Origin of the sequence: Actinospica durhamensis, from assembly GCF_018139695.1 — a bacterium.
Classification (GTDB): Bacteria; Actinomycetota; Actinomycetes; order Streptomycetales; family Catenulisporaceae; genus Actinospica; species Actinospica durhamensis.
The window spans coordinates 36,279-54,790 of the sequence record NZ_JAGSOG010000013.1; the positions used below are offsets into that span (position 1 = coordinate 36,279).

The following is an 18,512-nucleotide window of genomic DNA, read 5'->3' on the forward strand; positions in this document are numbered from 1 at the left end:
TAGGTCGCCGCGTTGATCGTGATCAAGAGCCGGATGCGCCCTGAGCTGCATTCTTAGCTTGCGGCGGGAGCGCGAGGGGCGCGGGGGTGAGCGGGTACTTGCGGAACCACGCGGAGACGTAGTCCAGGAACACGCGCACCTTGCGCATCGTGTGCGAGCCGGGCGAGTGCACCGCGTAGAGCGAGCGGGCCGGGCCCTGGTACTCCGGCAGCACCCGGACCAGCGCCCCCTCGGCCAGGTCGGCCATGACGGTGCGCATCGGCATCAGGGCCACGCCCCGGCCGCGCAGCGCCGCCTTGCGCAGGGTGAGGTAGCTGTTGGAGGAGTAGACCGCGGAGACCACCTTCAGCCGGGTCTGCTCGTCCCCGTGCTGCAGCGTCCAGATCGGGTCGTTGATGTGGACCAGGCAGTCCTGCTCGGCCATCACCACCGGGTCGGTCAGCGGCGGGCGGCCCTCCAGGTAGGACGGGGCCGCGCACAGTACGTAGTCGATCCCGGTGATCCGGCGCACCAGGAGCGTGCTGTCGCGCAGCTCCCTGGTGTGGAAGGCGATGTCGTAGCCCTTGTCCAGGAAGTCGAAGGTGCGGTCGGACATGCCGCCCACCTCGAACCTGACGTGGATCTTGGGATGGTCCACGGCGAAGTCGGCGATCGCCTCGCCGAGGTCCAGATTCCCGATCCATTTCGGACATATCACCGCGAGCGGACCCTCCGGCCGGTCGTGGATGCCGCGCAGCGCCTCGTCCTCGGACTCGATCTCCTCGATGATGCGCTGGGAGAAGTCGAAGTACCGCCGGCCCACCGAGGTGAGCGTGACGGTGCGGGCGGTGCGGTTCACCAGCCGCAGGCCGAGCTGGTTCTCCAGCTCGGCGACGTGCCGGGAGACCAGCGACCCGGAGATGCCCAGGTGGCGGGCGGCCTGGCTGAAGCTGCCGTGCCGTCCGACGCCGACGAAACTGCGCATCACCGTGATCCGGTCCATGGTCGTGCTCCTTTGCATACCTGGAATGCGAGCCCGGGTGATGGTGAGTGATCATCCGGGTAGGAGGGACTGTCTCGCGGCCGGCCGGGCAAGTAAAGCGGTGTTCTGCGATCCCGGCCGGCCCACGGGCTAGGTCCGAGCGTATCCGCGCAGGTCGGGGAAGGGAGGCTGGCGATCCGGCTGAAGATCGACTTGGAAGGTGTTGAGCAGCATGGCGAGCATCGAGTAGTTGCCCAGGGAGCCGATCAGGTCGACCAGGCCCTGCTCGCCGAAGCGCTCGAGGCCGGCCGCGAAGGTCTCGTCGGCCACCAGGTGCTCGGTGAGGACCTCGGTGGCGAAGCGGTGCAGCAGCTCGGCATCCGGGTCGGGGAAGGCCGGGTCCTCGCCGCGGGCGAGGCGCTCGAGCGCGTCGCGGTCCACGCCGGCCTCGACGGCCTTGTCGATGTGCGCGTTCCAGGAGTACTGGGCATCGAAGTGGCGGGCGGCTATGAGCAGGCTCAGCTCGCGCAGGTGCAGCGGCAGCGCGGACTCGAACCGGCAGTAGGCGCCGAGCGCCTCGACCTTCTCGCACAGCTGCGGGCTGCGCAGCCAGACCAGGAACGGGCCGCGGGTGCCGCCGCGGCGGGCGGTGATGCGGGCGCTGAGCTCGGCCTGCTCGGGGCTCAGTTCGGTCAGGGGCCCCAGACGCATGGGCGGACTCCTTCGTCGGTTTCGGTAGCGGATCGGTCACTGACCGCCGTCGGGCGCCGCGGGAGGCGAAGGAGGCGTTCCGGAGTGGAACGGCGCGCGACCCGAAGCGAGGTGCGGCGCCCGACGACGGCGGTTAGTGAGCCATTGCCACCTTCGCCGCGGACGGGGGATCTTGTCTACGCTTCGGCGCCGATTGGGCCGCCCCGGCGTGCAGGCTTAGTGTTCGCGTGCGGCGCGACCGGCGGCGCACCTGGGCCTTTAGGCTCGGAGCATGACCATCATCAAGGCAGCGTCCGTCACCCGGCTCGGCCGGGGCGGCGGCGTGGAGACGATCCCGCTCATCACCCGGCACACCGCCGCGGAGAAGATCACCATCACCTCCGGCATCAGCACCTATCCGGTGGGCACGGGCGCGCCGATGCACTCGCACAACTGCGTCGAGCACGTCACGCTGCTGAGCGGGGTCGGCGAGTGCGTGATCGACGGCGTGGTGACGCCGCTGGAGCAGTTCGACACCACGTACGTGGAGGCCGGGATCCCGCACCTGTTCCGCAACACCGGGGACGAGCCGATGCGGATCCTGTGGATCTACGACACCGACTACGTCACGCGCACCTTCACCCAGACCGGCCGCACGGTGGAGCACCTCTCGGCGGACGACCGGATGGTCGAGGACTGAGTCCCGAGGGGACCACGAGGGCTGAGCCACGAGGCCGCGAAACGGCGGGGCCGGGCTCACCGGGCGATCAGGGCCTCGGTCTGCCGCCGCATCCTGCGCAGCCACAGCAGCCGGGTGAGGTGGCGGCCGCCGAGGCCCACCGCGGCCACGCCGGCGCACACCGGCGCGAGCAGCAGCGGGGCGGGGCGGCCGACGAGCATCGCGATCAGGGCGTAGATCAGTCCGGCGAACAGCACGCAGACGGCGGAGAGGTCGACCAGGCCGCGGTGGCGGGGGCGGCGTGGCACGATCCACAGCAGCACGCCCGCGACGGTCAGACTCACCGCCGGAACGAAACACCAGAACACACGCATGGTGCGATAGTCCGGCCAGTCAGGGGTCTCCAACGCGGAGGAGTTGAAGGCGAGCGCGACCACCAGGCCGCGCCAGACCAGCGCGGTGCCGCGTTCTCCGGGCTGCAGCTGGGCCCAGGCCGCGGCCGCGTCGTGCAGGTTGACCTGGGTGATGCCGGTCCCGATGCCCTGGACGTCGACCCACTGCACGGCGCTGCCGCCGGTGCCGGACTGGCCGCGCAGCGACATCGTCACCGGGGTGTGGGTGATGCAGTCGGACCGGGCGCCGCTGATACAGGCGGGCGCGCCGGCGAAGTCGTCCGAGGTGATCTGGCGCGGGATGTAGAACGCCGCGGTGGCGATGGTCAGCACGGCGGCGAGGACGACGAGGACGAGCTGCGCCACCGAGGGGACGACCCGCTCGGCCGGGCGCACGGGGGCGGCCTGAGCGGACTGCTGGACCATGCTCCCTCTCTACCACATCGGCGACGTCTCGACGCCACCACTCTACGGGGCGTGGCAGAGCGCCGCCATACGCATGCGTCTGTTCGCACGGGCGCCCGCACAGGCCCGCACGGCCCGGCACGGCGCGGGCGGCGGGGATTTCCGCCGCCCGCGCCGGGAATCGAACGCGCCGGGTTCGACCGGGTCAGACCACGCGCTTGCGCAGCAGGGTGGAGATGGTCACCGCGGTCACCAGCACGCCTCCGTAGAAGACATTGGAGATCCACTCCTGGAGACCGAGCAGCTGCAGGCCGAGGATGCCGGTGGACAGGAAGTAGATCCCGATGAAGGTGCCGACCGGGTTGAACCGGCCCGGCTCCACCACGGCCGTGCCGAGGAAGACCGAGGCGAACACCGGCAGCAGCAGGCTGGAGGTGGACGAGGCGTTGAAGCCGCCGAAGTAGGCGTCGCCGACCACGGCGCCGAGGCCGGCCAGCGCGCCCGCCGCGACGAACGCGCCGAACCTGATCCGGTCCACCCGGACCCCGGACAGCCGGCTGACCTCGCGGTTGGCCCCGACGAAGCGCATGTGCCGGCCCAGCGGGGTGCACCAGAGCACGTAGGCGAACGCGGCGGCGAGCAGCAGGCCGTAGTAGAACGAGATCTGCAGCCCGCCCACGTCGGTGACCGCGATCTTGTCGAAGCCGGCGGGCAGGCCGCTGATGGTGTTCATGTTCGATATCCACAAACTGATACCGAGCATGAAGGTGCTCATGCCCAGGGTCACCACGATCGTGTTGACCCCCACCTTCACCACCAGGAAGCCGTTGATCGCGCCCACCAGCGTCGCGCCGAGCACCGCGGCCACCGAGGCGGCCCAGACCGGCCAGCCGTGCTCGACCGCGAGCACCGGCAGCACGGTCGCGGCGAAGCCGTAGACCGAGGGCACCGACAGGTCCACGAACTCGCCCACGGTGATCGTGCACAGCAGCGCCATGGCCAGGAACACCAGGGTCTGCTGCGAGTCGAAGATGGCCTGGAAGGTGCCGGTGGTGAAGAAGGTGCCGGGCTCCGCGGCCGAGTAGGCCGCGATCATCGCGATCCACACCGCCACCACGGCGTAGCGGGAGCCGATCTGCTTGGCCAGCGCGCCGATCACGCCGCCGGGGCGCGCCGCGGCGGGCGGGGCGATCCCCTCCTGGACGAGTTCCGTGTCCGTCACCGCTCCACCGTCTCTCCGGACCGTTCGCCGGCCTCGCTCGTGTCACTGGTCTTATTCGCGCCGGGCGCGCCGGATACGTCGGGCGCCCCGGGTGCGTCGCCGTCGCCGCCGTCCCCGCCGTCGCCGTCGCCGAAGACGGCGCGGGAGATGGCGTCGGGCTCGAGTTCGCCCTCGAGCCGCGCGGCCACCCGGCCGTCGCGCACGACCAGCACGCGGTCGCACAGCACGGCGAGGTCGGACGGGTCGATCGAGGCGAGCAGCACCCCGCAGCCGTCCTGCGCGGCCCGGCGGACCGCGTCGATGATGTCGTGGCGGGCGCCGACGTCCACGGCCTGCGTGGGTTCGTGCAGCACCAGCAGGTCGGGGGATCCGGCCAGCCACTTGCCCAGCAGCACCTTCTGCTGGTTGCCGCCGCTGAGGGTGGAGATCGGCGCCTGCGGGTTCGGCGGGCGGATGTCCAGTTTGGCGATCATGGCCGCGCTCTCCTCGCGCTGCCAGGCCGTGCCGGTACGCAGGGCACTGCCACGCCCGCGCACCCGGGGCAGCGTCAGGTTCTCCGCCACCGACATCTCCCCGGCCAGGCCCTCCTCGAGCCGGCGTTCCGGCACGAAGGCGACGCCCGCGGCCACGAAGTCCTGCGTGCTGCCGCGGCGGCGGGTCAGGTCCAGCTCGCGCCCGAGCACCCGCATGGTGCCGCTCGCGGCCGGCCTGGCCCCGGCGATCGCCTCGGCCGCCTCGGCGAAGCCGGAGCCGACCAGGCCGGTCAGCCCGACGATCTCGCCCCGGCGCACCGCGAGGTCGAACCCCGACACCGGCCCGGCGGCCAGGCCGCGCACGTCGGCGACGAGTTCGTCCCTGACGTGGCCGGCCACCCGCCCGTGCGTGACCAGGTGCCGGCCCAGCATCAGCCGGGTGATCTCGGCCTCGTCCACCTCCGCGGTGCGCACGCCCGCGGCCACCACCTCGCCGTCGCGCAGCACGGTGACCCGGTCGGTGACCTCGACCACCTCCTCGAGCTGATGCGAGATCAGCAGCACCGAGGTGCCCTCGGCGATCAGGGACTTGACGAGCTCGTAGAACCGGGCCCTGGCCTCGCGGCCGAGCGCCCGGGTGGACTCGTCGAAGATCACCAGGCCCGAGCCGGGCTGGTGGTCCTGCACCGCCCGGGCGATCGCGGCCACCGCCCGGTCCTGCGCGGACAGCCGCCCGACCGGGGCGTCCACGTCCAGCGGGTGGCCGAGCCGGGCGAGCACCCGGGCCGCCTCGGCCCGCTCGTGCGCCCGGTCGATGCGGCGGGTCACCCGCCCGGCCCGGTAGCGGCCCAGGCGCACGTTCTCCCACACCGTCCGGTCGTCCACCAGGCCCAGGTTCTGGTGCACCACCGAGACCCCGGCCTCGCGTTGTGCCGCCGGGCGCACCGGCAGGCCGAGCGGACGTCCGTCCACGGTGATGGAGCCGCCGGGGTCGGGCCGGTAGACGCCGGTCAGGATCTTGACGAGGGTGGACTTGCCGCAGCCGTTCTGGCCGACCAGGCCGTGCAGTTCGCCGCGCTCGACCCCCAGCCCGACACCGCGCAGGACGCGGGCCGGGCCGAAGGTCTTGGACAAGCCGGACACCTCGAGGCGTCGGTTGCTCACCCGACGCCCCACAGCGCGGTGTAGCTCGCGGCGAAGGAGGAGTCGCCGAACCACGCGCCGGAGGACTGCGCGGCGGTGGTCACCTGGATGGTGCCGATGTTGGCGGTGGTGAACAGGCGGGTCGGGAAGGGCTCGTCGGCCGGGGCGGTGCCGGTGGCCATGCGCAGGATCTCGTCGGTCAGCGCGTATCCGGCGTAGGCCTGGTCCACCGCGACCACGGCCTTGATGCTGTCCGAGCCGGACTTGAGCAGGCCGAGCCCGAAGACCGAGCCGCCGGCCACCGAGAGCGAGATCGAGGAGGACTTGCCCGACTGCTGCACGCCCTGGATGGTGGGCTGCAGGCTGTCCTCGAACTCGGTGTAGTAGTAGTCCACGCCCGAGTCGGTGAGGATGTTCGAGCTCGTGTCCGTGGCCAGCTGGGAGTCGGTGGTCGCCGAGATCATCTTGACCTTGACATCACAGCCGGGACAGTACTGCTTGTAGATGGCGAGCGAGTTCTGGACGTACTGCTCGGAGGAGGTGGAGTCGGACTCCTCGGCCAGGATGATCTTGGCCGAGCCCTTGGAGTCGGCGATCGCCCACCAGGCGATGTCCGAGGGCTGATCCACCACGCCCTGCACGTAGGTGACGTGGTCGTCGTTGGTGTTCCCGGCGGGGGCGTACTGATCCGCGATGATGATCGGCACGTTCTTGGCCTTGGCCGCGTCCAGGGCGTTCTGCGCCATGCCGTAGGGCACCGCGTCGAGCACGATGCCCGCAGCGCCGGCGGCCACGGCCTGCTGCACGCACGCGGCGACCGCGCTCGGGTTGCCCTGGCCGTCGCAGACGTGCTCGTTGAGCCCGGCCGCGGCCAGCGCGGTCTTCATCGACGCGGCGGTGACCACGAATCCGGGGATCGCCTGGACCAGCGGGATGTAGTAGACGGTGCGACCGGCGAGCTTCGAGACACCGGAGATCTTGGCCGTGGGCACCGGATAGCTCGCGGTGGTGGCCTCGAGCGTCTGGACCATTTGCTCAGCCTTGGCCAGCCCCGGGGACGAGGCGGTACTCGAGCCCGCTGTGGAACCGCCGCCGGACTTGGCGGAGCTGCATCCGGCGAGCGCGGTGGACGCGGCGAGCGCCGCGGCGCCGATTGCGATCCATCGTTTCCTGATAAGCGTCATTGCTCATACCTCCATGGCCGAAAGCCCCATCACTTGGCCGAAAGTCTGAACAGAGCGTGAAGCGAGCGAAAGGGTCTTCACGTACAACTAAGGTTGCGCGGCGCCGCCGCGTCGAACGCGAAGGCTAAGGTTGCGGCCTGGTCCGATCCGCTCGCGGACAAACGAGTTGCGCGCCGGACGGAGAACCAGGACACTGTGATCAGAACCCGTCCACGGCCGGAACCGCAGCGAGGAGGCACGCGCATGAACCGCATTTCCGCATATGCACGCGGTCTGCGCTGTCGGTGCCCGCTCGGGCTCCCGGGGTTCGCTCAGGCCTGACCGTCGTCGCGACGGCCGCAAGCCGCCCACCGGGTACGCAGCCCGGGCGGGGCGGCTTTTTCGCGTCTCCCGACAGCACGGCCTGAAGCCTCATCCCGACGGATCGGGAGGACGTCTGCAAAACGTCTGGCGCGCGGTTCGACTCCGCTTCAGGCCTCGACGACGCCCCGGCCCGCACCAGGCCGGGCGCGCGGAGATCAGCGGAAGGCGCGCGGCGTCATCCGCGCAGCACCGAGGGATCGGCGATCACGCGCTGCACCACGGCGGAGGCGGCGCCGATCATCGGGCCCTCGCGGCGCAGCGCCGAGACGACCAGGCCGTCCGGCTGCCAGGGCCGGATCCGCACCCGGGCGCCGAGTTCGGTCTGCATCCCCGGCAGCAGCCAGTCGGCGAGTTCGGCGTAGGCGCCGGCGAGCACGACCGTCTCCGGGTCGACCAGGTTCACCGCGCCGGCCAGCGCGATGCCGAGTGCCCGCCCGGCCTGGTCCAGCGCGCGCAGCACCGGCTCGCGGCCCGCGCGGGCGCCGTCGGCCAGCAGCTCTATCCGGTCCCGCTCGCCCTCCTCGACCTCGCCGGTCAGGCCGCATTCGCGCAGCACGGCCTGCTCCCCCGCGTACTGCTCGAGGCAGCCGTGCGACCCGCAGGCGCACGGGCGGCCGTCCGGGTAGACCGGCATGTGACCGAGCTCACCCGCGAATCCGCGGGTGCCGCGCAGCAGCTGGCCGTCGACCACCACCGCGGCACCGATACCGGCCTCGGCCGAGACGTGCACGAAGTCGCGGGCGCCGGAGCCGCGCCACAGCTCCGCGAGCGCGCCGAGGTTGGCCTCGTTCTCCACCTCCACCGGCAGCGCGCGCAGCCGGTCCGGCAGCAGATCCCTGAGCCGGCCGATCAGGTCGACGTCGTGCCAGCCCAGGTTCGGCGCGTGCACCACGGTGTCGCTGGTGCCGATCAGGCCGGGCACCGCCACGCCCGCGCCGACCAGGGTCAGCCCGAGCTCGTCGGCTCGGGCCAGCGCGGTCTTGGCCACCTCGGCCAGGTTGGCCGCCACCGTCCGCGGGTCCTGGCCCCGGTGCCTGGCCGGGCGGCGGATGTGGATCCTGACCTCGCCGCGCAGGTCCACCACGCACGCCCCGGCGTGCTCGACCCCGACGTCGAGGCCGAGCCCGGCCGGGCCGCGGTCGTTGAGCGAGACCACCGTGCTCGGCCGCCCGACCCGGCCCTCCAGGCTCGCGCCGTGTTCGCGCACGAGACCGGCCTCGAGCAGCTCGTTGACCAGGCTGCCGGCCGAGGCCCGGGTCAGCCCGGTCGCCTCGGCCACCTGGGCCCGCGAGGTCGAGCCGAGCCGGGAGACCGCGCCGAGCACCAACGCCAGGTTGGCCCGGCGCATGCCCTGCTGGGAGGCCGGGCCCTCGGCCGAGGTGGTGCTCATGAGCGGTGCGGTCCTTCCGGCGACTGACTTGCTTTCGGCACGGGTTCGAGGGCGCGGAGCCTAGGCCGTGTCTTCAAACCGGCGTCGGGTCAGGCCGCGGCGTCTGACGCGTGCGCTCGCAAGGCGCCGGGCCGCGCGCATACTCGGTCGTCTGTAAACGGTCCGGCAACGCCGCGAGCGTGCGTGGCAGGCGTCGCGGCCCCGACGATGGTTTGAAGACACGGCCTAGATCGAACCGCCCACCAGCGCGCCGGAACGGGCGCGCACCGCGCCGATCCGGTCCAGCGCGGCCTGGTCGACCGGGATCGGATCATAGAGCGTGCCGCCGCGGGTGTCCCAGCGGCGGGCGACCGCGTCCGCGCTCTCGCCGGTCAGCAGCCCGGCGGCCTGGGCGGCGGCGCCGAGGGCGACGACCTCCTCGGCGCCGGGCACCAGGACCGGGCGGCCGGAGAGCCGGCGCACGGTGGCGCGCCAGGCCTCGCCCTTGGCCCCGCCGCCGATCAGCAGCAGCGGGCCGTCGGCCGAGGTCTCGCCGCCCGCCTTGAGCACCTCGTCGACCGCGCTCAGCAGGCTGTAGGCGGCGCCGTCGTAGGCGGCCTGCAGGATCTGACCCGGCGTCGTGTCGTGCCGCAGGCCGTAGAAGAGCCCTGAAGCGTACGGCAGGTTGGGGGTGCGCTCGCCGTCCAGGAACGGCAGCACCACGGCCTCGCCGCCGGGCTCGACCGCGGCCCGGTCGAGGCCGAACCAGCCGGCGATCCGGTCCACCGCGAGGGTGCAGTTGAGCGTGCAGGCCAGCGGCAGCCAGCCGCCGAGCGAGTCGGCGAAGCCGGCCACGGTGCCGCTCGGGTCGGTCGGGCGGCCGCGGGTGACGGCGTAGGCGGTGCCGGAGGTGCCGAGGCTGACCACCGGGACGCCGGGCTCCAGGCCCAGGCCGAGCGCGGCGGCCATGTTGTCGCCGGTGCCGGTGCCCACGCGGGCGCCCTCGCGCAGCGCGACGCCCTTGCGGACGGTGCCGACGCTCTCGCCGGGCTGCGCCACCCGCGGCAGGTACGCCGGGTCAAGGCCCACCAGGTCGAGGATCCCGGTGTCGTAGCCGTCCGGGCCCCACCAGCCGGTGCCGGAGACGTCGCCCCGGTCGGTCACGTGCTCGCCGGTCAGCCGCCAGGTCAGGTAGTCGTGCGGCAGCATGACCCGGCGCACGCGGGCCGCGGCCTCGGGCTCGTTGCGGGCCAGCCAGTCCCACTTGGCCACCGTGAACGACGCGCCGGGCACGGAGCCGACCCGCTCGGCCCAGGCGCGCTCGCCCAGCCGCTCGGTCAGCGCCTCGGCGTTCGGGGCGCTGCGCACGTCGTTCCACAGCAGCGCCGGGTGCACGGCGTGGCCGTCCCCATCCAGCGCGACCAGGCCGTGCTGCTGGCCGCCGATCGCGATCGCCGCAGCCGAGTCCGCATAGCCGGTCTGGCCCAGGGCCTCGGTGAGCGCGGCCCACCACTGCTCCGGGTCGCTCTCCCGCTTCGCCCCGCCACTGACCGTGTGGGCCGCCCGGCCCTGGCCGAGCACACGCCCGGTCGCCACGTCCAGCGCGAGCGCCTTGGTCGCCTGGGTCGAGCTGTCGACGCCGATCACCACGTCCGCCGCGGCCATTTCGCCTCCCTCTGAGCGGTCCGTGGCCCGCGTCCGACACGCGGGGCTTCCCAACAGCCGCACCGGCATACTAATTTGTTTTCTGCGTTTATCAATAGCGCGTGACCGGCGACGACGCCTACACGCGCGGTAATGACCCTTGGGAGCCCCCTCGTGAGCAGCACTTTGACCCCTAGTCCGGCGGACAAGTTCACCTTCGGCCTGTGGACCGTCGGCTGGCAGGGCCGCGACCCCTTCGGCGACGCCACCCGCCAGGCCCTCGACCCGGTCGAGACGGTGCACAAGCTGGCCGAGCTCGGCGCGTACGGCGTGACCTTCCACGACGACGACCTGATCCCGTTCGGCTCGAACGACGCCGACCGCACCGCCACGATCGAGCGCTTCAAGGCCGCGCTGGCCGAGACCGGCCTCGTGGTGCCGATGGCCACCACCAACCTGTTCACCCACCCGGTGTTCAAGGACGGCGGGTTCACCTCCAACGACCGGGACGTGCGCCGTTACGCGCTGCGCAAGACGATGCGCAACATCGACCTGGCCGCCGAGCTCGGCGCCGAGACCTACGTGGCCTGGGGCGGGCGTGAGGGCGCGGAGTCCGGTGGCGCCAAGGACGTGCGGATCGCGCTCGACCGGTTCAAGGAGGCCTTCGACGTCCTCGGCGAGTACGTCGTGGAGAAGGGCTACAACCTGCGCTTCGCCATCGAGCCGAAGCCGAACGAGCCGCGCGGCGACATCCTGCTGCCCACGGTCGGCCACGCCCTGGCGTTCATCAACAGCCTCGAGCGTCCCGACATGGTGGGCCTGAACCCCGAGGTCGGCCACGAGCAGATGGCGGGCCTGAACTTCCCGCACGGCATCGCCCAGGCGCTGTGGCACGGCAAGCTCTTCCACATCGACCTCAACGGCCAGACCGGCATCAAGTACGACCAGGACCTGCGCTTCGGCGCCGGCGACCTGCGCTCGGCGTTCTGGCTGGTGGACCTGCTGGAGAACTCCGACTACCAGGGCCCGCGCCACTTCGACTTCAAGCCGCCGCGCACCGAGGACTACTCCGGTGTGTGGGCCTCGGCCGCCGGCTGCATGCGCAACTACCTGGCGCTGAAGGAGAAGGCGAAGGCCTTCCGCGAGGACCCGGCCGTGCAGGAGGCGCTGCGCGCCTCGCGTCTGCACGAGCTGGCCCAGTCCACCCTGGGCGAGGGCGAGAAGCTGGCCGACCTGCTGGCCGACCGCTCCGCGTTCGAGGACTTCGACGTCGAGGCCGCCGCCCAGCGCGGGATGGCCTTCGAGCAGCTCGACCAGCTCGCGATGGACCACCTGCTGGGCATCTGAGCGTCCGTCGAGCCGCTCCACCGACTGCGGCCCGCACCTCCCCGGCCGCACCCGGGGACGCGGACCGTGAGCGGCGGGTGGCCCGCCAGTCGCCGTCCGATTGAGGGCGGACGCGCCTGACGGGCCGTCACCCGCCGCCCGACGCCCGCCCCGGCGAGTTCCTCTGGACTCGTCGGGGCGGGGGCCGTCGGGCCTGCACTCGCTTTTCCCGCGCGCCCTCAGCGTTCTGCTCTCGGCCGTCAGTGCTCGGCCGTCAGTATTCAGCCGTCAGCGCTCAGATCGGCGCGACCGCCGCCTGATCATTCGTCGTGGCCTGATCCGCCGTCCCCGGCACGCTGCGCCCGAGCAGCTCGCGCGCGAGGCGTTCGGCCTGTGCCGCGTCGCGCCGCTCGATCCGCTCCGCCAGCGCGCGGTGCGCCTCCACGTCGAGCAGCTCCGCCGAACGCAGGTCCACCGGGACCTGCTCCATCGCGATCGCACCGTGCACCAGGCTGTTGAAGGCCAGCAGGTACGCCAGATTGCCGCTGCCCTCCACGATCAGCCGCCACCACGCGACGTCCGCCACGCCGAGGTCCGTCAGGTCCGGCCCGCTGCGCGCAAAGGCCTCGGCCTGCGCGACGATCTCGGCCCTGGCCTCGTCCCCGGCCCGCAGCGCGCACAGCCGGGCGGCGTCCGCGCCGATGCAGGCGCGCATCTCCAGTGCGTCGTGCACCACACCGGGCACCGTCACCGCGTCCAGCGTCCCCGGCACGTCCACCACCAGGTCAAGGCCCGCGGTGCGCCGCCAGTCCAGGGCCCGGGTGCGCCCGCCCTGGAAGACCTCGATCAGCCGGGACTGCTGGAGCCGCTTGACCGCCTCGCGCACCGCGTGCCGGTTCACCCCGTAGTCCGCGGCCAGCTCGCGCTCGGCCGGCAGCGCGCCGCCGGGCGGGATCGCGCCGGTGAGGATCAGGTCCCGCAGACGCGTGAATACCTGGTCGGACAAGGGTTCACGGCGCAGGGCGCCCGCCTCGGCGGCGCGGGAGCTGGTCACACCGATAGAGCATGCCCGGCCGCGCGCGGGCGGGTCAACACGAACTGGTCAACTGTTTGGACCAGCTCTTGCCAAGCCGGTCCGCGCGGTCCTAGCCTCCATCCCGTGAACCTGACGACCTACGCGATACCCGCGTACGTGCTGCTCATCCTCGTCGAGCTGGTCTCCTACCGGTTCGTCCCCGACGAGCGCGAGCAGGGCTACACCGTGCGGGACACGACCACCAGCCTGTCCATGGGACTCGGCTACGTCGTGCTCAACCTGGGCTGGTCGGCGATCTACCTCGCCGCGTACCAGGGCGCCACGCACCTGACGCCGCTGCACCTGCACGCCACCTGGCTCAGCGCGATCGCCGTGTTCGTGGGCTGGGACCTGTGCTACTACTGGGAGCACCGGGCCGACCACCGCGTCAGGATCCTGTGGGCCTCGCACATCAACCACCACTCCAGCCGGCGCTTCAACCTCTCCACCGCGCTGCGCCAGCCCTGGACCGGCATCGGCAACCTGCCGTTCGGGCTGCCGTTGGTGCTGCTCGGCTTCTCCCCAGCGATGATCTTCACGGCGCAGAGCCTGAACCTGCTCTACCAGTTCTGGATCCACACCGAGCGGATCGACCGGATGTGGCGGCCGATCGAGCTGGTGATGAACACCCCGAGCCACCACCGCGTCCACCACGGCTCCAACCGGGGTTACCTGGACCGCAACTTCGCCGGCGTGTTCATCGTGTGGGACCGGCTGTTCGGCACCTTCACACCGGAGACCGAGCAGGTCGTCTACGGGCTGACGGCGAACATCGAGACCAACAACCCGCTGCGCGTCGCCTTCCACGAGTACGCCGCGATCGGCCGCGACCTTCGCGCGGTACACACGCTCAAGGACCGCTACACGGTGCTCTTCCGCAGTCCGGGCAAGGCGTACACCACGGTCAAGCGCGCCCGCACGGCGGCGGCCGCCACGGCCGCCACCGCTGCCTGACGGCGCGTCGAACCGGCCTAGCCGCCCGGCCGGCGCACGAACGGACAGTGCCGGCACTCCCGGTGGCAGCAGGTCCCGTTCGAGGCCAGCAGGGCCGAGGTGAAGACGAACAGCCCGGTGTCGGGGTCCGCGTAACCGGGCCGTCCGCTCAGCAGCGCGGCCCGGTGCGCGGCCATGATCCGCGCGTAGGAGGGATGGTCCGGGGCGAGCCGGGCCGGATGCGGCGCTTCCAACACGTCGACCGGCGCGTCGTCGGTCTCGAGATCACCACTCCACATGCGTATCAGGGTAGCGGCTCGCACCCGCGCTAACAGCCGTTGCCAGAGCTGTTCCCGCGCACCGGCCGATCCGGATCGAGTCCGCGCGCCACGGCGGCGGCGACCGCGAGCTGCTGGCCGCGGACGGTGGCCAGGATGCACTCGGCCATCGTGCCGAGCGCGGGGACCGCGAGGTCCGGTGCGTCCGTGCCGCCCGCGGTGCCGATGCCCACCAGCGGCACGCCGCGCGAGCGCAGGTGTGCCCGCAGCTCACGGACCTGCCCGTCGGCCTCGCCGGCCAGCAGCACGGCGGTGGTCTCGGCGTCGAAGCCGCCGACCGGGCCGGTGCGCAGCCCGTCGGCGGAGAAGCCCTCCACCGTCAGGCCGGCCGTGTCGCGCAGCATCCGGGCCGTCTCCAGCGCGGCCGGGAAGTGGTGGTCACAGCCCACGACGGCGACGCGGCGCGCGCCGACGAGACGGGCCGCGACCGCGTCGGCGCCGGCCGTGTCGGCGAGCAGCTCGGCCACCAGCGGGGCGAGCGCCTTGGCCGACGGGGCGTCGCCCAGGCCGGTGCGCACGCCCTCGCCGGCCGGCAGGCCCTCGGCGATCGCGAGCACGGCCAGCATCTGGCTCGTCGTCGACTTGGTCGGCGAGGCGGCGAGTTCGAGCCCGGCCGCGAGGTCCACGCACAGCGCGGCCGAGCGGGCCAGCAGGCAGCGCGCGTCGTTCGTCACGGCGATCAGGGCGGCGCCGGACGCGGCGTAGCGGTCGGTGAGGGCGAGCACGCCGGGGTCCGAGCCGGACGGCGAGAGCACCACGGCCAGCCGGCGCCGGCCGGGCTCGCGGGTCAGGCGCTCGGCCTGCTGCGGATCGACCGGGGTGAGCACCCGGGCCGGGATGCCGCAGCGGGCCTCGACGGCGTGCCGGCCGAGCAGGGCGGCGTGTTCGGAGCTGCCCCCGGCCAGGAAGACGACCTCGTCGAAGGCGCCGGCCTGGGCGGCCAGGGCGGCGCTCTGCCCGGCGAAGTGGGCGACGTGACGGGCGAGGTTGCCGAGCACGTCCGGCTGCTCGGCCATCTCACCGCGTATGTGCCGTCCGGCGAGAACGCTACGCGATCCAGGGGCGGCCATCACTGCCGGCGTCATCTTCGTACTCCTGTCGTCTTCCGGGCACCGCCGCGGTCGCGGCGACGATGGAGATGGTTGCCCCGGCAGCACCGGGATGATCATAGGACGACCCGATCGGATGGTGGGAGGTCCCCCGTCCGGGGGACCCGAGGGGCGAGGTTACGCCGAACGGGGGTGGTCCGGGGTCCATACGCCCCAGCCGGCGTTGATCCGAACGTGCGAATCAACGCTGACGCTGCGTCAAATGAGCGACGTTCGGGGGCTGCACCGGCGAGGATCGGGTAATTGGCTTGATGTCCAGCCATACCACCATACGATGGGCCGGAAGGCGACACTCCGCCGACTCGACTCGTCTCGATCGCGCCTGGAATCGCCCGTGAACGTCTTATCCCGAAGAAATGTTCTCGCCGGGGGCGCCGTCGCGCTCGCGTCGACCGTGGTCGGCACCGAGGGGGACCGCCTGCTCGGCGGCGACTCCTCACCCGCCGCGGCCCCCTCCGCCGACGCCCACTCCGGCGCCTCCGTCCAGTCGCGCAAGGCGCAGGCCCGACCGGCCCGGCTGATCGGCGACGGCTCCACCTCCGACACCGGTCCGCAGCCCAACCAGCCGATACCCGAACAGCTCGAGGCCGGGGAACGGCCCCCGCAGTTCGTCGTGTTCTCCTGGGACGGAGCCGGCGAGGACGACAACCACCTGTTCTCGCACTTCCGCCAGGTCGCCCAGGAGACGAAGGCGACCATGACCTTCTTCCTGTCCGGCATCTACACGCTGCCGCAGAGCGAGAAGATGCTCTACGCTCCGCCGGGCAAGCCCGTGGGCGCCTCCGCGATCGGGTACCTCAACAACAACCACGTGCGCGCCACCATCGGCCAGGTGGGCGACGCGTGGCTCGAGGGCCACGAGATCGGGACGCACTTCAACGGGCACTTCTGCGACTCGCGCGGCGTCGGCACGTGGGGTCCGGACCAGTGGCGCGACGAGATCGACCAGGCCGTCGGCTTCGTGCACGCGTGGAAGACGAATACCGGCTTCGCCGACCTGCCGGCGCTGCCCTTCGACTACTCGAAGGAGCTGACCGGCGGGCGCACCCCGTGCCTGATCGGTCAGGACCAGCTGCTGCCCACGGCCCGCGACCTCGGCTGGACGTACGACGCGAGTTCGCCCGGCGGCCTGCAGATCTGGCCGACCAAGCGCCACGGCCTGTGGGACTTCCCGCTCCAGTCCATCCCGCTGGTCGGCACCAAGTACGAGGTGCTGTCGATGGACTACAACATCATGTACAACCAGATCGGGCCCGACCCGACCGGCGACGCGGCGCGCCGGCCGTTCTTCCAGCAGCAGGCCACCCAGTCGTACATGGCCGGCTTCCACCGGACCTACACGACGAACCGGGCGCCGTTCTTCATCGGCAACCACTTCGAGACCTGGAACGGCGGGATCTACATGCCCGCCGTCGAGGACGCCCTGCGCCAGATCGCCGATTACCCGGACGTACGGCTGGTCTCGTTCCGCCAGCTCGTCGCCTGGCTCGAGGCGCAGGACCCGAAGGTGATCTCCAAGATGCGCACGCTGGACCCGGGCGTGGCGCCGGACAACTGGCGCGACTACACCACACCCGACTACACCACGCCGACCCCGTCCGGCGGGGCGAGCACGGCGGCGGCGCGCTCGAAGGCCCTCGCGGTCTGACACGGCGCGCGGCGCAGGGCCTCGGTCGGCGACGGCCGTGGCCCTGCGGCGTGCGTCGCGGGGCGGCCCGGGACGGGAGTCTGACGAGGCGTCGGCGCGCCGCGAGACTCCGGCGTGTGCGGTGGGCCGCACACAGCGCCACCGAAACCGCGGGAAAAGCCCGGAACTCCACGGACGGGCGAAGTTGGTTCCGTACTGTCGCATGACTTCCGGTTCTGGCCATCCGCCCTTCAGCAGTCGGACACCTGCCCGGCATACCTTCGCGGCCGTGGATTCAGACGTGCGACTGCTGCCCCCCGAACCCGCCTCACCCGAATCCGCGGACACGCCCGCGGCGGGGACGGCGTCGCTGACACCGGCTCGGCTGCGCCGGTATCCGGCCCTCGCGCGCGCGGCCCGGCGGTTGGGGCCGCGGGACGGGGACTCGGTCAAGATCTGGCTGCTCTCCCGGCTCGCCATGCTCGCGATGACCTGGATCGTGGCCTGGACCGGCTTCGGCAGCAAGGGCTACTCCCCGCACGGCCTCGCCTCGATCTGGCAGCACTGGGACTGGCTGCGCTACCAGAAGATCGCCGCCGTCGGCTACACCCACTACGCCAAGCACGGCGCCTCGTACGCGTTCTTCCCCGGCTATCCGGCCCTGCTGTGGGCGACGCACCTGTTCCTGCGCTCGTGGGTCTTCTCCGGACTGATCATCTCCCTGGTCACCGGCCTGATCGCGTGCGTGGCACTGGGCCGGATCATCGAGATCGAGGCGCTCGCCGTGTTCGGCGAGTCGGAGCCGGGCCGGGCGCGGGCGCGGCAGGCGGTGCGCGACGGTCTCACGCTGTTCGTCTGGGCCCCGGCGGCCGTGTTCCTGGCCGCGGGCTACACCGAGGGGCCGTTCCTGGCGCTGGTGCTGTGGGCGTGGCTGGCCGCGCGGCGGGAGAAGTGGCTTGTCGCCGGGGTGCTCACGGCGGCCGCGGCGTCCATCCACATCAACGGCCTCTTCGTGATGGCGGCGCTGGGCGTGGCGTTCCTGCAGACCCGCCCGCGCGGGCTGCGGGCCTGGCTGCGCGGATGGCCGCTGGCGCTCCCGGTGCTTCCGGTGGCCGGCTTCATGCTCTTCCTCAAGCACTTCACCGGCCAGTGGAACGCCTGGGAGCGGGCCGAGGAGACCGGCTGGAACCGGCACTTCTCGGTGCCGTGGCGCACCTTCCTCAGCACCTGGCGCTACGCCTTCGGCCACAAGGTGCCCGCGGCCACGGCCTTCGAGTACCAGCTCGAGATCGTGGTCACCTTCATCGGCATCGCGCTCGCCGTCTGGCTCGCGACGAAGCGCCGCTGGCCCGAGTTCGTCTACGTCGGCTGCTCCGTCGGCACCCTGGCGTGCTCGCACGTCTACCTCTCGGTCAACCGCGAGACGCTCACCTGGTGGCCGCTGTGGGTGCTGCTGGGCATCTGGTGCGTGCAGCGCAGCTGGTTCCGGCCGCTCTACCTCACCCTGTCGGCACCCTGCGCGTTCACCATCGCGTACCTCTTCCTCCAGTCGCGCTGGGCCGGGTAGCCGCCGACGGCC

Annotated in this window: 16 protein-coding genes; 5 read left to right on the forward strand and 11 right to left on the reverse strand. The window is 72.1% G+C overall.

Annotated elements, in window-relative coordinates; genetic code table 11:
* Window positions 1-22: 22 nt before the first annotated feature.
* Both KDL01_RS04955 and KDL01_RS04960 read right to left on the reverse strand, forming a co-directional pair.
* Window positions 23-982, reverse strand: coding sequence for a LysR family transcriptional regulator (locus KDL01_RS04955; protein ID WP_212527120.1), 960 nt, complete (start codon window positions 980-982; stop codon window positions 23-25).
* A 129-nt stretch (window positions 983-1,111) separates the two neighbouring features.
* A complete protein-coding gene (locus KDL01_RS04960) occupies window positions 1,112-1,672 on the reverse strand; it encodes a carboxymuconolactone decarboxylase family protein (RefSeq protein WP_212527121.1) in 561 nt (186 codons plus the stop codon).
* Window positions 1,673-1,943: 271 nt separating this feature from the next.
* On the opposite strand from KDL01_RS04960, the gene KDL01_RS04965 reads away from it, so the two are divergent.
* Window positions 1,944-2,351: a cupin domain-containing protein gene (locus tag KDL01_RS04965; RefSeq protein WP_212527122.1), complete on the forward strand. Its 408-nt coding sequence runs from the start codon at window positions 1,944-1,946 to the stop codon at window positions 2,349-2,351.
* A 56-nt stretch (window positions 2,352-2,407) separates the two neighbouring features.
* Here the strand turns inward: KDL01_RS04965 and KDL01_RS04970 are convergent, their stop codons facing one another.
* The 6 genes from KDL01_RS04970 to xylB form a co-directional block, all read right to left on the reverse strand.
* Window positions 2,408-3,148 carry a hypothetical protein gene (locus KDL01_RS04970; RefSeq protein WP_212527123.1) on the reverse strand — a complete coding sequence of 247 codons (741 nt, stop codon included), beginning with the start codon at window positions 3,146-3,148 and terminating at the stop codon, window positions 2,408-2,410.
* Between the two features lie 184 nt (window positions 3,149-3,332).
* On the reverse strand, window positions 3,333-4,349 hold the full coding sequence (locus tag KDL01_RS04975; protein ID WP_212527124.1) for an ABC transporter permease: 1,017 nt from the start codon (window positions 4,347-4,349) through the stop codon (window positions 3,333-3,335).
* The gene (locus KDL01_RS04980; RefSeq protein WP_212527125.1) at window positions 4,346-5,986 is read right to left on the reverse strand and encodes a sugar ABC transporter ATP-binding protein; all 1,641 of its coding nucleotides are present in this window, start codon (window positions 5,984-5,986) and stop codon (window positions 4,346-4,348) included. Before KDL01_RS04980 ends, KDL01_RS04975 begins: the two co-directional genes overlap by 4 nt.
* The gene (locus KDL01_RS04985) at window positions 5,983-7,149 is read right to left on the reverse strand and encodes a substrate-binding domain-containing protein (protein WP_212527126.1); all 1,167 of its coding nucleotides are present in this window, start codon (window positions 7,147-7,149) and stop codon (window positions 5,983-5,985) included. Before KDL01_RS04985 ends, KDL01_RS04980 begins: the two co-directional genes overlap by 4 nt.
* A gap of 538 nt (window positions 7,150-7,687) precedes the next feature.
* A complete protein-coding gene (locus tag KDL01_RS04990) occupies window positions 7,688-8,902 on the reverse strand; it encodes an ROK family transcriptional regulator (protein ID WP_212527127.1) in 1,215 nt (404 codons plus the stop codon).
* Window positions 8,903-9,127: 225 nt separating this feature from the next.
* On the reverse strand, window positions 9,128-10,546 hold the full coding sequence (gene xylB / locus KDL01_RS04995) for a xylulokinase (RefSeq protein ID WP_212527128.1): 1,419 nt from the start codon (window positions 10,544-10,546) through the stop codon (window positions 9,128-9,130).
* Window positions 10,547-10,699: 153 nt separating this feature from the next.
* On the opposite strand from xylB, the gene xylA reads away from it, so the two are divergent.
* The gene (gene xylA, locus KDL01_RS05000; protein WP_307846097.1) at window positions 10,700-11,872 is read left to right on the forward strand and encodes a xylose isomerase; all 1,173 of its coding nucleotides are present in this window, start codon (window positions 10,700-10,702) and stop codon (window positions 11,870-11,872) included.
* 274 nt (window positions 11,873-12,146) lie between these two features.
* On the opposite strand, the gene KDL01_RS05005 is transcribed toward xylA, so the two are convergent.
* Complete coding sequence (locus KDL01_RS05005; protein ID WP_212527130.1) at window positions 12,147-12,905, reverse strand: FadR/GntR family transcriptional regulator; 759 nt, start codon at window positions 12,903-12,905, stop codon at window positions 12,147-12,149.
* Window positions 12,906-13,010: 105 nt separating this feature from the next.
* On the opposite strand from KDL01_RS05005, the gene KDL01_RS05010 reads away from it, so the two are divergent.
* Complete coding sequence (locus tag KDL01_RS05010) at window positions 13,011-13,880, forward strand: sterol desaturase family protein (RefSeq protein ID WP_212527131.1); 870 nt, start codon at window positions 13,011-13,013, stop codon at window positions 13,878-13,880.
* Between the two features lie 17 nt (window positions 13,881-13,897).
* Here the strand turns inward: KDL01_RS05010 and KDL01_RS05015 are convergent, their stop codons facing one another.
* Together KDL01_RS05015 and KDL01_RS05020 are read right to left on the reverse strand one after the other, a co-directional pair.
* Complete coding sequence (locus KDL01_RS05015) at window positions 13,898-14,158, reverse strand: DUF5522 domain-containing protein (RefSeq protein ID WP_212527132.1); 261 nt, start codon at window positions 14,156-14,158, stop codon at window positions 13,898-13,900.
* Between the two features lie 29 nt (window positions 14,159-14,187).
* Window positions 14,188-15,213, reverse strand: coding sequence for an SIS domain-containing protein (locus tag KDL01_RS05020; RefSeq protein WP_212527133.1), 1,026 nt, complete (start codon window positions 15,211-15,213; stop codon window positions 14,188-14,190).
* 427 nt (window positions 15,214-15,640) lie between these two features.
* Between KDL01_RS05020 and KDL01_RS05025 the strand changes: the two genes are divergently transcribed.
* Both KDL01_RS05025 and KDL01_RS05030 read left to right on the forward strand, forming a co-directional pair.
* Window positions 15,641-16,954, forward strand: a complete 1,314-nt coding sequence (locus KDL01_RS05025) for a polysaccharide deacetylase family protein (RefSeq protein ID WP_212527134.1) — start codon at window positions 15,641-15,643, stop codon at window positions 16,952-16,954.
* A gap of 268 nt (window positions 16,955-17,222) precedes the next feature.
* Window positions 17,223-18,500 carry a mannosyltransferase family protein gene (locus KDL01_RS05030; RefSeq protein ID WP_212527135.1) on the forward strand — a complete coding sequence of 426 codons (1,278 nt, stop codon included), beginning with the start codon at window positions 17,223-17,225 and terminating at the stop codon, window positions 18,498-18,500.
* The last annotated feature ends 12 nt before the right edge of the window (window positions 18,501-18,512 follow it).